The organism is Lelliottia sp. SL45, from assembly GCF_026672535.1.
In the GTDB taxonomy this organism is placed as follows: domain Bacteria; phylum Pseudomonadota; class Gammaproteobacteria; order Enterobacterales; family Enterobacteriaceae; genus Enterobacter; species Enterobacter nimipressuralis.
In genome coordinates this window covers 2,120,225-2,134,435 of record NZ_JAPPRH010000003.1, presented here as the reverse complement: position 1 = coordinate 2,134,435, position 14,211 = coordinate 2,120,225, and the positions used below count along the sequence as shown (strand labels likewise).

Annotated in this window: 17 protein-coding genes and 1 riboswitch; of the genes, 5 read left to right on the top strand and 12 right to left on the bottom strand. The window is 55.4% G+C overall.

From position 1 onward, the window contains the following. Positions 1-364: 364 nt before the first annotated feature. Positions 365-1,366, bottom strand: a complete 1,002-nt coding sequence (locus tag OVA10_RS16515; RefSeq protein WP_102105583.1) for a magnesium transporter — start codon at positions 1,364-1,366, stop codon at positions 365-367. A 60-nt stretch (positions 1,367-1,426) separates the two neighbouring features. Further along, positions 1,427-1,596: riboswitch (M-box (ykoK) riboswitch) on the bottom strand. A 158-nt stretch (positions 1,597-1,754) separates the two neighbouring features. Here OVA10_RS16515 and OVA10_RS16510 point away from each other — a divergent pair. Then, positions 1,755-2,276: a DedA family protein gene (locus OVA10_RS16510; RefSeq protein ID WP_268196370.1), complete on the top strand. Its 522-nt coding sequence runs from the start codon at positions 1,755-1,757 to the stop codon at positions 2,274-2,276. 41 nt (positions 2,277-2,317) lie between these two features. On the opposite strand, the gene dgcJ is transcribed toward OVA10_RS16510, so the two are convergent. After that, positions 2,318-3,886 (bottom strand): diguanylate cyclase DgcJ, encoded by a 1,569-nt coding sequence (gene dgcJ / locus OVA10_RS16505; RefSeq protein WP_268196369.1) that lies wholly within the window; start codon positions 3,884-3,886, stop codon positions 2,318-2,320. Positions 3,887-3,981: 95 nt separating this feature from the next. Next, complete coding sequence (locus OVA10_RS16500) at positions 3,982-4,731, bottom strand: SDR family oxidoreductase (RefSeq protein ID WP_181827587.1); 750 nt, start codon at positions 4,729-4,731, stop codon at positions 3,982-3,984. 100 nt (positions 4,732-4,831) lie between these two features. Between OVA10_RS16500 and OVA10_RS16495 the strand changes: the two genes are divergently transcribed. Then, positions 4,832-5,191, top strand: coding sequence for a winged helix-turn-helix transcriptional regulator (locus OVA10_RS16495; protein ID WP_268196368.1), 360 nt, complete (start codon positions 4,832-4,834; stop codon positions 5,189-5,191). A 1-nt stretch (position 5,192) separates the two neighbouring features. Here the strand turns inward: OVA10_RS16495 and OVA10_RS16490 are convergent, their stop codons facing one another. Beyond that, positions 5,193-5,987: an SDR family NAD(P)-dependent oxidoreductase gene (locus OVA10_RS16490; RefSeq protein WP_123429133.1), complete on the bottom strand. Its 795-nt coding sequence runs from the start codon at positions 5,985-5,987 to the stop codon at positions 5,193-5,195. Positions 5,988-6,145: 158 nt separating this feature from the next. Beyond that, a complete protein-coding gene (locus OVA10_RS16485) occupies positions 6,146-6,586 on the bottom strand; it encodes a winged helix-turn-helix transcriptional regulator (protein ID WP_100780663.1) in 441 nt (146 codons plus the stop codon). A 148-nt stretch (positions 6,587-6,734) separates the two neighbouring features. On the opposite strand from OVA10_RS16485, the gene agp reads away from it, so the two are divergent. Continuing rightward, complete coding sequence (gene agp / locus OVA10_RS16480; RefSeq protein WP_102105577.1) at positions 6,735-7,976, top strand: bifunctional glucose-1-phosphatase/inositol phosphatase; 1,242 nt, start codon at positions 6,735-6,737, stop codon at positions 7,974-7,976. Positions 7,977-8,009: 33 nt separating this feature from the next. Here the strand turns inward: agp and OVA10_RS16475 are convergent, their stop codons facing one another. Both OVA10_RS16475 and wrbA read right to left on the bottom strand, forming a co-directional pair. Then, positions 8,010-8,237 (bottom strand): YccJ family protein, encoded by a 228-nt coding sequence (locus OVA10_RS16475; protein ID WP_100780661.1) that lies wholly within the window; start codon positions 8,235-8,237, stop codon positions 8,010-8,012. A gap of 19 nt (positions 8,238-8,256) precedes the next feature. Beyond that, the gene (gene wrbA, locus OVA10_RS16470) at positions 8,257-8,853 is read right to left on the bottom strand and encodes an NAD(P)H:quinone oxidoreductase (protein WP_100780660.1); all 597 of its coding nucleotides are present in this window, start codon (positions 8,851-8,853) and stop codon (positions 8,257-8,259) included. Between the two features lie 391 nt (positions 8,854-9,244). Between wrbA and OVA10_RS16465 the strand changes: the two genes are divergently transcribed. Next, a complete protein-coding gene (locus OVA10_RS16465; protein WP_100780659.1) occupies positions 9,245-9,421 on the top strand; it encodes a general stress protein in 177 nt (58 codons plus the stop codon). A 138-nt stretch (positions 9,422-9,559) separates the two neighbouring features. Continuing rightward, positions 9,560-10,465, top strand: coding sequence for a DMT family transporter (locus OVA10_RS16460; protein WP_102105576.1), 906 nt, complete (start codon positions 9,560-9,562; stop codon positions 10,463-10,465). Positions 10,466-10,558: 93 nt separating this feature from the next. Here the strand turns inward: OVA10_RS16460 and rutG are convergent, their stop codons facing one another. The 5 genes from rutG to rutC are packed head-to-tail and all read right to left on the bottom strand — an operon-like array spanning position 10,559 to position 14,207. After that, positions 10,559-11,887, bottom strand: coding sequence for a pyrimidine utilization transport protein G (rutG, locus tag OVA10_RS16455; protein ID WP_268196367.1), 1,329 nt, complete (start codon positions 11,885-11,887; stop codon positions 10,559-10,561). A gap of 21 nt (positions 11,888-11,908) precedes the next feature. Then, positions 11,909-12,403 (bottom strand): NADH-dependent FMN reductase RutF, encoded by a 495-nt coding sequence (rutF, locus tag OVA10_RS16450; RefSeq protein ID WP_100780656.1) that lies wholly within the window; start codon positions 12,401-12,403, stop codon positions 11,909-11,911. Between the two features lie 9 nt (positions 12,404-12,412). Beyond that, a complete protein-coding gene (locus tag OVA10_RS16445; RefSeq protein WP_123429130.1) occupies positions 12,413-13,003 on the bottom strand; it encodes a malonic semialdehyde reductase in 591 nt (196 codons plus the stop codon). Positions 13,004-13,012: 9 nt separating this feature from the next. Continuing rightward, positions 13,013-13,813 (bottom strand): pyrimidine utilization protein D, encoded by an 801-nt coding sequence (gene rutD / locus OVA10_RS16440; RefSeq protein ID WP_268196366.1) that lies wholly within the window; start codon positions 13,811-13,813, stop codon positions 13,013-13,015. A gap of 7 nt (positions 13,814-13,820) precedes the next feature. Continuing rightward, on the bottom strand, positions 13,821-14,207 hold the full coding sequence (gene rutC / locus OVA10_RS16435; RefSeq protein WP_100780653.1) for a pyrimidine utilization protein C: 387 nt from the start codon (positions 14,205-14,207) through the stop codon (positions 13,821-13,823). Positions 14,208-14,211 lie beyond the last annotated feature (4 nt).

Sequence of the window (14,211 nt, the reverse complement as noted above, 5' to 3'; positions counted from 1 at the left end):
TATACCAACGTAAATATATAACCAATTGATTTTATTGGTATTGTCATCGGTCTTGAAAACCGGCGACCCGAAAGGGTTCTAGAGTTCGAATCTCTACGCTTCCGCCAAATACGAAAAAAGGGGTTACCGAAAGGTAACCCCTTTTTTTTGCTCTCTTTTCATCAGAATCTTCTTTGGTTCAATCCATAGCCTGTTCAGTCGTCGCCAGCAACTCACGGAAAGGGGAGTTTTAGCCCGATGAAGGGCGGGACGCTACCGATGTGGTTGAATGATGGGAATGTGGATCACTACACGACGAAGATGTTGCGAGAGCCGGGGGCGCATTCCCGGCTCTCACGAGGCTTTTGTTCAGGCTACGCGCCGGTCACTCCAGTCCCAGCGTGTACTGCGCGATTTTGAAATAGATAATCAGGCCTGTTCCGTCGATAAAGGTGGCGATAAACGGCGCGGATACCACGGCAGGATCAATGCCGCAGCGTTTTAACACCATCGGGATCACTGACGAGACAATGGCGCTCCAGAGGGTGATGCACACCAGCGTCAAGCTCACGATAAGCGTAATGTCCATTCCAATGCCCATCATCCAGGCGCGCACACAGCCTGCCAGCCCGAGCGTAACGGCAATCATCACCGAGGTGGTCATCTCTTTACGCAGCACGCGTCCCAGGTCTTTCAGCCCAACTTCACCCAGCGCCATCGCACGGACCAGCGTGGAGGTAATCTGCGTGCCGCTATTGCCGCCGGTGCCAATGAGCAACGGAATAAAGAACGCCAGGGCGATCGCGGATTCGAGGGCATCTTCAAAATGCTGAAGCACGGTGCTGGTGTAGGCCTCTGCGACGAACAGCAGCAGCAGCCATACGGCACGTTTTTTCCAAAGCTGCACGGCACTGGTTTCGAGGTAAGGCCGCTCCAGCGGCAGCGTTGCCCCCTGGCGCTGCGCATCTTCTGTCACGTCATCTTCCAGCAAATGCGCAATTTCACGCTCGGTGAGACAACCCACCAGTTTCCCGTGGGTGACCACCGGTACCACGTCAACACCGGCATGGCTCAGCAGGGCAGCCACTTCTGCACGCTCATCGTCGGGTTTAACCTGCAAAAACTGAGAGACCATCAGCGCGCTCACGGCCTGAACGGTATTGGCTTCCTGTAATAACGTTCTGACCGAAATCATTCCAGCCAATCGGCCATTATTTTCAATAAAAATATGCGTTGGAATATCGTCATCTTTTAATTGTGCGAAGAAATGTTCACGCGCCAGCGCGACACATAATGACGCGTCGAGGACAATAAAATCCGTATTCATATATTGCGCGATGGCGCTGTCGTTAAATGCCGGAAGTGAATTATGGATGGTGTAAGACATAGTGAATTCCCTTTGAATATAATTATCTCTCAGGGGCGAGCAAGACAGGGCATGTCGAAGAGGAGATCCCCACGTCCTGGGTTCAGCACTGTACACCGTATCCCCGAAGGGAAGTTATACTGACAAAGCCTTGATTCGACAGTGCCTGTTTTACCCTGTGTTGTTTCTCTCGAAACCACCAGAGCGATAACGTGTATTTGTACAGGAGCCTCGCCATAACGAGATCGTAGTAAAGCGGTAGGAATAATACGCCAGTTTTTAAATGCTGCTTTAAAATATCAATAATGTTGACGAACGGTTTAGGTTAAATATATTTAATTCGCGTTGAGGTTTTATTTAATGCATTTCATTTTAAATAGCAGATTCCCCTTTCTAAAGAGGCGCTGCGATGGAATGGCTCAATAATTTGCTTAATCATTTTGCACACTATCCGGCGCAATTGTTCGCCTTGCTGGCGGTAATGGCGTTCTGCAAATCAACGGTGTTTGTCTCCTCCATTCTTCCGCCCGCGTCGCTGATGTTGCTTGGTGGGATTACCGTCAGTCAGACAACGCTTTCGCCCGTGCTGGCCTGGCTTGCCGTGGTGACGGGCGCGACGTGCGGCTCAGTGCTGAATTACCATCTGGGGCAGCTCATGGGCAATACGCGGATGATGATGCGCCTGAGCGCAAAACATGCCGCTCGCTTTTTACGCATCCAGCATCAGTTAGAGAAAAACAGCGTGGCAGTGTTATTCACCGCCCGTTTTCTTGCGGTGCTGCGCTACATCGTACCGCTGGCAGCGGGGATGCTCAGAGTGAATGTCGGGAAGGTTTACGCGGTGAGCCTGATCTCTGCCGCCGTTTGGGCGGCGCTGTATGTCGGCGCGGTGATCGGCATCAGCGCCGGGTTTTCTCCCGGAGGGCTTTAGCCGTTCACGCGGATCACACGTTTTCCAGCCACATCATCCGCTTACTGGCGATCTGCGTATTTTGCCCGTTTATGCTGATATAGCAGTGCGTCCGCCTTCAGCATTGCCTCCTCCAGAGTATCACCCTCGCGCATCTGGTAGCTCCCCCAGGAGAACGCCACCATTTTTTCCGTATCAATGGTCTGCAAATAACCTTGTATGCGCGCAATCATATCCCGGGAGCGGTCAATATTATTGTCGATCAGAATTAAACAAAACTCATCGCCGCCGAGCCGGATTCCGTAATCGCTTTTGCGAATCGACTGAGCCAGCGCCAGCCCCAGGGACTGAATCGCCTTATCGCCCATATGATGGCCTAAGGTGTCATTGATTCTTTTGAGTCCATCGCTATCGATAGCCATCACCGTGACCGGAATATTTCTCTCCACCAGTAGCTGAATTTTTTGGTTGAGTTCTGGCGTGATCACTTTGCGGTTATACAGCCCGGTTAACACATCGGTAATATTATCGCGGGAGAGTAATTTCTGACGGATAAACTGTTTGCGGGCATAGCGCAGCAGCATCACGGTAGCCAGGACGTAAAGCAGCACCAGCCAGAAAGTCAAAATCACCACGTAAATCGCATCGAGCTTAACGTGCAGGGTATAGTACTGCGTCATTTCATCTTTATAATTAATCAGATCCAGCGACCTAAGGATCGGCTTATGGAAAATGATATTCCCCCCCGTGATATTATCCGTGACATAGAGGGAAAGGAATTTCCACAATATTGGGCGGTCAGGGGTAATAAACGATGTGGCCAGATCGTGAATATTAATGTCGGTGATCAGCAGGCCTTTTATTTTTCCATCAAAAAATACGGGCTTGATCATGCTAATAATATTTCTCCTGGTATAGGCATCTTTATAAATGTGCGTCACAATATTTTCGCCCTGGATCAGATCTTCCAGCGCGTTATCATCTATCGTAATGGTGGTCGGGTTATTTGCGAGATTGATTCTTTCCCCGTCGGCCACCAGCCAGTTACCAAAGGTGTAATCAAACGTGTTCACCAGATGGTTGATGTAAATATAGTTGTTTACGAGGTCAATATAATATCGGGTGCTATTAAACGCGTAGCCCGTGTAGTTGGAAAAAGTGTATTTTGACGAGGCTACAGTCTCCGTCATATTGATGACAGGCAGGGCGGGCACATCCTGACCCCAGGCTTCGCAGGCGGTATTTCGCGTCTGAAGGGTCCCCTCCAGAAGGATGGTCGTTCTCGCCACCAGATTAAAGCCTTTGATCTCGCCAACAGTTTCAACATTCTTGCAGAGCGATTTTGCTTTTTCTTTAGTATTCACGCCTGAGGCCGCTTGTTTAGAAAACGCGCGAGATAAACGATAGGCGATATCCTCATTAATAAATTCTTCATGGAAAAGGGCCGATTTCCCGTTCTCGGCAATGTAAACCATATAACCCTGAAGACTCTTTACTTCATGTGAAATTAACGTTGCGAATATTGACGTTGTGCAGGCAATGATAATTATCGTTGCAGTGATATATTTACGTTGTGACAAGAAGGTTAATTCCTTTGCAATACCACCTAAGACTATTCGTAAGTATAACATTGAAACAGACTATTATTCAGCGAAGTTATATTTGAATGCTTATTAAACCAAGCGCGATATACCGGCACGAATTCCGCTATATCGCGCCTGTGAAATTACAGACTCCCGGTTCCGCCATCCACCAGCAGGTCGATCCCCACGGTATAGCTGGACTCATCGGAGGCGAGATAGAGCGCCGCTTTCGCCAGTTCCTGCGGCGTACCCATACGCCCAAGTGGGACCAGGCTTGCGATATCCCCCTGCAGTGCTTTCTGTGCCTCTGCGCTCAGCCCCAGTTTGTTCAGCGCCGGGGTTTCTACCGGACCAGGGCTTAAGCCGTTCACGCGAATACCACGTGGCAGAAGTTCCGCAGAAAGTGTCCGCGCCAGCGACAACAGACCTGCTTTACTGGCCGCGTACACGCTGCTGGTGGGTAAGCCGATCCGCGCGCTTACCGATCCGCACAGGATCACCGAAGAAGGGTTATTCAACAGCGGCAGCAGGGCCTGCACCAGAAAGAACGGGCCTTTGAGGTTAATGCCCATCAACCGATCCCACGCCTCTTCGCGCCACTCTTCCAGCAGCCCGTGCGTCACATCACCGGCGTTGATAAACACCGCATCCAGTCGCGGCCAGCGTGCGGAGAGGGTATCTGCCAGCTGTTTCTGTTCCGCAATATTCCCGGCGTCGGTGGCGATCACCCAGGCGTGGTCCCCCAGCACGCGCTGGGCCTCGGCCAGAGTGTCCGGGTTACGTCCGGTCACCGCGACGTGTGCTCCTTCGGCGATGAACGCCTGCGCTGTCGCCAGACCGATGCCGCTGGTACCCCCTGTAATAAGCGTATATTTACCTGCTAAACGACCCATGGTTATCTCCTGAAATGTCACTGGAGAAAGCACTATAGAAACGTTAGTATCCAAAAGAAACCAGGTACCATTTGGATACTAATGAGGCGAAGGGTGTGCTATGGCGCAAACAGGCGAACTAACCTCCGAAAAAAATTCTGCGACGGAATCCTGTCCGATGACGCAGTTTGTGAATTTGATTTCGGGCAAATGGGCAATCCCCATTCTCTATCGTTTGATTGTGCTGAACAGCCCGGTGCGTTTTGGCGATTTGCTGCGCGCCGCCGCCCCCATCACACAAAAAGAGCTGACCAAACAGCTGCGATTATTTGAACAGCGTGGGCTGGTGTCGCGCACCATTTATCCGGAAATCCCGCCGCGGGTGGAGTATCAGATCACGGCGTTAGGGTTGACGTTGCAAAGCGCGCTCTCTCCGCTGGCCGCCTGGATGCGGGAGTACGGCGACCAGCTGGAGCGCTAGTTTAACGACTGAAATAACGTGGGGCCGGGACGCCGGTGCGCGCGCTGTTGAACAGGGCCAGACGCGCCTCTTCATAGTCCTCCCACAGCTGCACATCGTGCATTGGCGGGATAGTAATCAGTTCACCCTGATCCAGCCCGGCCAGTGCCGCATCGACCATATTGTCGGTGGTCATCACCGATCCTTCCGGCAGATCGTTCATCGAGACACCCGAAATTTCCCAGATTTCAGTCGCGGTGGCGGCAGGTAACACGGCCTGAATCCGCACGCCGCTGTCGGCAAACTCTTCCTGCAAACCGCGCGTAAAGTTGAGCACCCAAGCTTTGGTGGCGCTGTAGAGCGCGCTGCCCGCACGGGCGTGGATCGACAGCACCGAGGCGATATTGATCAGCGTACCGCGACGGTTTTCCGCCAGACGTGGAAGAACCGCGAGCGTCAAACGCATCAGCGCAGTCGTGTTGAGAGTATTGATGGCCTGATGCGAGGCGGCATCACTGGCGAGGAACGGTGCCATTTGCGCCGTGCCTGCATTATTGACCAGCGTGTCGATGGCGGTATTACTGTGCAGTACTTCCTCGACGGCGCGGATCCCCGTCTCTTGTGTCAGGTCAGCAACCAGAATCTCGACGTTAACGCCATAGCGTTCACGCAGTTGCGATGCCAGCGCGTTCAGACGATCTTCCCGGCGGGCGACCAGCACCAGGTTGATGCCCCGCGCAGCGAAACGATCGGCGTACACCGCGCCAATACCGGATGATGCCCCTGTGATCAACGCGGTCGAGTGTTGAGTTGTCATTGCGTGTTACCTCAAAGCGGAGTGAGTTAATGGTTTCAATATGAAACTGAATCAACTGTGAGATATTTGGTTTTATAATGCAACCAATTTGCGGAGATTATTTTTATTCTGCGGTCAGAAGGAGGACGAAGGTACGGCTAATGTATTGAAAATAAGGGCTAAGGCAGTTTTGGGACCACCTCGTCCGGCGTCAGTTCGCGACCATCGTGCGCGATAAGCGCCAGCTTACGCAGCGGCTGACGGTGTTCGGCATCCACCAGCACGCTTCCCAGCTCGTTTTCCGCGAACAGAAATTCATTGCCCCACTGGGACAACGCCACCAGCACTGTCTGCAGGGCACGGCCTTTTTCGGTCAGGACATACTCCTGCCAGGCGCTGCCGTCGGAGGCGGGCTGCAACACCAGAATCTCTTCTTCCACCAGCAGCTTGAGGCGCGTGGCAAGCATATTTTTGGCGATGCCGAGGCTTTTCTGGAACTCCCCAAAGCGCTTCAGCCCGCGCAGGGCGTCGCGCACAATCAGCAGCGACCACCAGTCGCCGATAATATCGAGCGAACGGGCGACGGGGCAGGTACTCTCTTCAAGACGGGTTCGTTTCACAGTCACTCCTGAGGTTGATAGTTTTATTATAAAACCTTTTTTCGCCCGCGTAAAAAGAGATAACTATCAGTTTGAGAAATGGTTCCCGGAAATATGTCATCAATCTGTCACAATCACATCGACGATAATAATACGTGAGGAACAAGGGATGAGAAAAACACTACTCGCTATTGCAGTGGCTGGCACCGTAACACTGACCTCTGGCGTTCAGGCCCAACCGGCCCCGGAAGGCTATCAGTTGCAGCAGGTTTTAATCATGAGCCGCCACAACCTGCGCGCGCCGCTGGCGAATAACGGCAGCGTGCTGGAGCAGTCCACGCCGGGCAAATGGCCGGAATGGGAGGTGCCGGGCGGGCAGCTCACCACCAAAGGCGGCGTGCTCGAAGTCTATATGGGCCATTACATGCGTGAATGGCTGGCGGAGCAGGGGATGGTGACCACTGGCGAATGCCCACCGGCTGACGCGGTCTATACCTATGCCAACAGTCTGCAACGTACCGTCGCGACCGCGCAGTTCTTTATCACCGGGGCTTTCCCGGGCTGTGATGTGCCGGTGCATCATCAGGAAAAAATGGGCACCATGGACCCGACCTTTAACCCGGTGATCACCGATAATTCGCCGGAGTTCCGCGAAAAAGCGGTCAAAGCGATGGAGACCGAGCGCCAGGGCATGAAGCTGGATGAGAGCTACAAGCTGCTGGAGCAGATCACCAAATACACCGATTCCCCGTCCTGCAAAGAGAAAAAAGAGTGCTCTCTGACCGAGGCTAAAGACACTTTCACCGCCGATTATGAAAAAGAGCCGAGCGTCTCTGGTCCACTTAAAGTGGGCAACTCGCTGGTGGATGCCTTTACGCTGCAGTATTACGAAGGTTTCCCGCTGGATCAGGTGGCGTGGGGCGAAATCAAGACGGACCAGCAGTGGCGCGTCCTGTCACAGCTGAAAAATGGCTATCAGGATTCTCTTTTCACCTCCACGGAAGTGGCGCGAAACGTCGCCAAACCTCTGGTGAAATATATCGATAAGGCACTGGTCACCGATCAGGCGAAAGCACCGAAAATCACCGTGCTGGTGGGGCATGACTCCAACATCGCATCGCTGCTGACGGCGCTGGATTTCAAACCTTATCAGCTGCATGACCAGCACGAACGCACGCCGATTGGCGGGAAGATTGTCTTCCAGCGCTGGCATGATAAGAGTGCGAATCGTGACCTGATGAAAATTGAGTATGTCTATCAAAGCTCAGAGCAGTTGCGAAACGCCGATGTGCTGTCGTTGAAATCTCCGGCGCAGCGTGTGACGCTCGAACTGAAAGACTGTCCGGTGGATACCAACGGTTTCTGCCCGATTGATAAATTTAATACGCTGATGAACGACGCGGCGAAATAAGTAAAAACCCCCCGCTTCGGCGGGGGGCAACGGTCAGACGTTTTTACGTTCGATGGTTTGCTCGCCCCAGAAGAGCGAGTCTTTGTCTGTTTTGTCGAAGGCACGGACCAGCACTTCATCGCTCCCGTCCTCCCAGATTTTCTCCGCCAGCTTCTCGTCATATTCCGCGACTTCAAAGATCGCCTCGGCAATTTCTGGAGAGGTATTGCGTAAACTTGCCCACTCACCGACGTGATGAGCTTTGGATTGTTGAGTTGGCATGCTTGTCCTCCTGTTGAGGTTAACCGTTCAGTTTTTTCGCGAGGCCCGCGACGTGCTCACCCTGATAACGGGCGATGGCCAGCTCTTCCTGGCTTGGCTGACGCGAACCGTCGCCGCCAGCAATGGTGGTCGCCCCGTACGGTGTCCCGCCGCGCACCTGTGAAACATCAAACAATTCTTGCGCACCGTAGCCAATCGGCACAATCACCATCCCGTGATGGGCAAGGGTAGTCCAGGTGGAGGTGATCGTCTGCTCCTGGCCGCCGCCGGTCCCGGTTGAGCTAAAGACGCTGGCCAGTTTGCCGTACAGTGCGCCTGACGCCCACAGCCCACCGGTCTGATCCAGGAAGGTACGCATCTGCCCGGACATGTTGCCAAAGCGCGTTGGGGTACCAAAGATGATGGCGTCATAGTCGGCCAGCTCTTGCGGGGTTGCCTGCGGCGCATTCTGTGTTTTACCGCCTGCTTTTAGAAACGCCTCGGCGTTCATGGTTTCCGGTACGCGTTTCACCACGACCTCAACACCATCCACTTTACTTGCGCCTTCCGCCACCGCATGAGCCATGGTTTCAATGTGTCCATACATGGAATAATAGAGCACCAGAACTTTTGCCATCTTGCATCACTCCTCGATTGTGGTTTCTGGCAGCGAATCGCTGCGTTCTTTTAAAGATAAGACGCCACGGCCAGACTGCAAACCTGAAAGCCATTTCTTTGATTTATAACAAGATATCTAAGACGATTCCTTGTAGCAAAATGAAACATTTTTAAGAAATCGCGTTTCCTGAATGATAAGAGGAGCTTATTGGTCTCGCTTTCGCGATCTCACACGAATGGCTGATTTCATGTTGCAGAATATTACCGTTTACTGGCCGGATCGGCTCATTCCACTAAGCTTAGTTTCACGCGACGCAGACAAAGGTACTGACCTTGTGTCGTCAGGTGAAAGAATCCTCTTTTACTGAATGCAGTATGATGTCTAATGTTTCATATTCTGGAGGTTCGAGATGGCAAACCATCGTGGTGGGTCAGGTAATTTCGCTGAAGACCGTGACAGAGCATCAGAAGCAGGTCGTAAAGGTGGCCAGCAGAGCGGGGGCAACTTCAAGAATGACCCGCAGCGTGCATCTGAAGCTGGCAAAAAAGGGGGCAAAAACAGTCATGGGAGCAGTAATAAGAGTTAGCGTCTCCCCATTTCAGTGTCACCCAACCTGAAATATCCCCCTGCCGCCGGGTTTCCCGGCGGTTTTTTCGTTTCATGACATTGAACTGTAACCAAAGCCATCGCACACTAGCGGATTGACTCTTGTTGCAGGTAGCTCATGTCCTCCTCTCGTTACGCCTTTTCCATCAAACCCCAGGAAGCGATCCTGATTCTGATCACCATGTTCTGGGGCGGTACGTTCCTCGCGGTGCAATACGCGGTGACGCTCAGCGATCCCTTTTTCTTCGTCGGGCTACGTTTTGCCACGGCGGCGATTGCGGTGGCGCTGATTTCACTAAAAACCCTGCGCGGTCTGACCCTGAAAGAGCTACAGGCTGGTGTGGCGATTGGCGTTGCTATCGCGATGGGCTACAGCCTGCAAACCTGGGGTTTACAGACGATCCCGAGCAGTAAATCGGCGTTTATTACCGCGATGTATGTTCCGCTGGTGCCGCTGCTGCAGTGGCTGTGTCTGGGCAGAATGCCGGGGCTGATGTCCTGCGTGGGTATTGTGCTGGCGTTTATTGGCCTGATCCTGCTTGCAGGGCCGGGTGACAACCTGCTGGCGATGGGACCGGGCGAAATCATTACGCTGATTGGCGCGGTGGCGATCGCGGCAGAAATTATTCTGATCAGCGCCTGGGCCGGAAAGGTCGACGTTAAACGGGTGACCGTCGTGCAGCTGGCGACGGCCTCAATAGTGGCCTTTATCGCGATGGTGCCTGCGGGCGAATCGGTGCCGCCGATGTCCACCGGGCTGGTGGTTGTGGCGCTCGGTCTGGGGATTTTCAGTGCCATTATTCAGGTGACAATGAACTGGGCGCAGCGCAGCGTTTCGCCCACGCGCGCAACCGTCATCTACACCGGTGAACCGGTCTGGGCCGGTATTTTTGGCCGTCTGGCGGGCGAACGCTTGCCGCTGCTGGCGCTGTTAGGTGCGGCGTTTATCGTGCTGGGTGTGCTGGTCAGTGAGTTAAAGCTAAAAAAGAGACGTCGAGAAGCGGCCGATCTGACCCTCGAATAACGCGGTATTGCACCTGAAGCGCGGCCATTCACTCTGCCAGCGCTATCCTGTGCCGGGTAAGGCGACGCGCCATTACCCGGCACAAACCTTCTGTCAGGAATCCTGACGCACCACTTCAGCCTGAGTAATTTCAGCCGTGTGCCGACTCAGCAGCGCATTCAGTAAAATTGCGCCAAAGGTCGCCGTCCCAATCCCGCCCAGAGTAAAGCCGCCGAGCGTCAGCGCGAAATCCCCTGCGCCGAGCACCAGCGTTACGGCGACCATTATCAGGTTGCCGTTCTGGTTGAGATCCACACGGTTCTGCACCCAGATGCGGGCGCCTGCCACGGCAATCAGACCAAATACCACAATCGACGCTCCGCCAATCACCGGCGCCGGAATGGTGTGGATCAGCGCCCCGAATTTCGGAGAAAAGCCCAGCAGCAGGGCAATCACCGCCGCGGCGACAAATACCAGCGTGGAGTAAACCTTGGTCACCGCCATCACGCCGATATTCTCCGCGTATGTCGTCACGCCGCTGCCGCCCACGGCGCCAGAGAGCATCGTGGCCAGCCCGTCACCCACGAAGGCGCGCCCCATGTACGGGTCCATGGTACGCCCGGTCATTCCAGCGACCGCTTTCAGATGACCTAAGTTTTCCGCCACCAGAATCACCGCGACCGGCGCGATAAGCATCATCGCCTGCCCGCTAAAGGTGGGGGAGGTAAGGTGCGGCAGACCAAACCAGGCGGCGTTCTGCACCAGCGTAAAATCGACCGGTTTTCCCAGCCCCAGCACGCTGGTCATCAGGGCATACACCAGGCAGGCCGCGATCAGCCCCACCAGGATCAACAGCCGCTGAATCATTCCTCGGGTAAATACCGCGACCAGACCAATGCACAGCACCGTCACCGCCGCCATCCAGCTATCAAAAGACGAGCCAGAGACGCTTTTCACCGCGATAGGCGCGAGATTCAGGCCAATCGCCATCACCACCGCCCCGGTCACGACCGGCGGCATCAGGCGTTCGATCCAGCGGGTGCCGACCTTCATCACCACCAGCCCAATCAGGGTGTAGATAAACCCGCAGGCGATAATGCCGCCGAGGGCGATACTGAGATTGGGGTTGATGCCCTGGCCGTTATAGCCCGTGGCGGCGATCACCACACCGACAAAAGCGGCACTTGAGCCAAGGTAGCTCGGCACGCGCCCGCCGGTGATGAAAAAGAACAGCAGCGTGCCAATCCCAGACATCAGGATCGACAGATTCGGATCAAGCCCCATCAGAATGGGCATCAGCACCGTCGCGCCAAACATAGCGACCGCATGCTGAACCCCCATCACCACGGTGGGTAGGACGGGAAGCCTCTCATCCGGCGCGACCACGCCGCGTTCAGTGGAGGTCGAGGTTAACTGCCAGTGGGGAAAACTGAACAAGGCCATGAGCTGTCTCCTTAAGGAGGGTTAACAGGCGGGTCGCAGGAGTGCGTGATAGCCGCGGTCAAACCACACCAGTCCCTGCGGCGCGGGGTGGCGGGTAATGGAGACAATGTCGCAAAACAGAATGTCGTGGGTACCGACGCTGACCACCTGGCTGATGCGGCAGTCAAACGACGCCAGAGCCTCCTCCAGCCGTGGGCAGCCCGTTTCACCGGTCTGCCAGTTTGCCGCCGCGAAGCGTTCCGCCATCGGCGTTTTCCCACCGAACAGGTTAGACAGCGGCTCTTGTCCGGCGCAGAGGGTATTGACGCACAAGGTGCGGTTTTCGCTAAACGTCGGCCAGACGGACGCGCCGCGATTCAGGCACACCAGCAGCGTGGGCGGTGAGTCGGTCACGCTGCACACGGCGCTGGCGGTAAATCCCGCCTGTCCGGCAGGGCCATCGGTGGTAATGATATTCACCGCCGCGCCGACGCAGGCCATCGCGTCGCGAAAGGTTTGTTGATCCGGTACGCTCATGTTTGCTCCTTACGCCAGCCCGCAGGCATCTTCAAAGGTCAGACGCGGCAGTCGGGCATAGACTTTGCTCGCATCGCCATACCCGATATTGATCAGCAGATTGCTTTTCAGACCGGTGCCGGTGAAAAAGGCTGCATCCACTTTTTGCGGATCAAAGCCGGACATTGGCCCGGTATCCAGCCCCAGAGCGCGGCAGGCGAAAATCAGATAGGCCGCCTGCAGCGAGCTGTTGCGAAACGCCGTCTCCTGAGCGAGTTCCGGACTGGTGGTAAACCAGCTGCGGGCATCGCCGTGGGGGAACAGTTCAGGCAAGCGCTCATAAAATTCGCTGTCCCAGGCCAAGATCGCCGTGACGGGGGCGGCGAGGGTTTTTGCCAGATTGCCGCTGGAGAGGGCCGGCGCCAGTTTCTCTTTGCCTTCGGGCGTGCGAACAAACACGATCCGCGCAGGGGAACAGTTGGCGGAGGTCGGTCCCCATTTCATCAGGTCGTAAATCTCACGCAGCGTCTCATCGCTGACCGGAATATCCTGCCAGCCGTTGTGCGTTCGGGCGTCGGTAAAGAGGGTTTTCAGCGCGCTCGGGTTGATGGCTTCGCTCATGGCGGCTCCTTATAGCACTTTTTCACGCGTATGCAGCAGGCTGGCAAGCCCGTTCAGCAGCAGCGTATTAAACGTATCGGGATCGGTGACGTTGCAGGCATGTCCGCCCTGGCGCATCACCACTTTTTCACTGTGGGGCAGCGCGGCGTGCAGCGCAGACGAACAGACGGCGGGCACCAGCAGATCGTCTGCGGAGCAGATCACCTGCACCGGGCAACGAATCCGCGCCGCATCCCGGCTAAAATCCGCCTGTTTCAGGGCCTTAAGCCGACGCAGCAGATTCGCTTTCCCCTGGAAATGGGCGAGCGCCAGCGCCTCTTCGGCCTCCATGCGCGGGCCACGGGCCGCCATCCAGTCTGCGGGGTAGAGAAACAGGGGCTGCGCCTCCACCCAGGCCTGCGCGCCGCCCGCATGCAGCAGACGCTCGCGGATCTGAAAGCAGCGGCGGGTATGGGCGTTTAACGTTAGCCAGCCGTTGATGGACACCAGCGCGGTGAGCGCCTCAGGGTGATCGAGAGCTAACTGCAGGCCGACCAGCGCCCCCAGCGCGTGGCCTACCACGCAAAAGCGCGGAATGCCTGCCTCTGCCAGCGCCAGATAAAGCTCCTGCGCCATCTGCGCGAGAGAATAGCCCTCGGGCAACGCCTCGGGATTATTCCCGGTCCCACGCTGGTCGTAGCACACCACCTGATACTCTTGCTCCAGCACCGACAGCTGTGGCAGCCAGTAGCCACCCGCGCCACCCAGCCCGGCAATGAGAACCACCACCGGCGCACCGGCGTACGGGGGCGGTGAAACGGATATTTTCATGGCAACCTCATTTTCCGATATGCGCAACGGTGGCGATTTCGACCAGCGCCTCGGGCTTTACCAGTCCGCACTGGATGCAGAATCGTGCCGGTTTGTCGCCGGGGAAAAACTCGGCGTAGATTTCGTTAATCGCGGCGTAGTTTTTCCAGTCGGTGATAAAAATGCTGTTGAAGGTCACGTCCTCCATCGTTCCACCCGCCGTTTCGATAACGCTCCTGATGGTCTCGAGAACGTGGCGGGTTTGCGCCTTTGGGTCGTCGGGATAAACCACGTTGTTGTGCTTATCAAACGGCAGCGTGCCGGAGACATACACCACGCCGTCGGCGAGCGTGCCGGGTACAAAGGGCGCAATCGGCGTGCTGGTGCCTGCGGGAATGATCACGGATTTCGGCATAGTG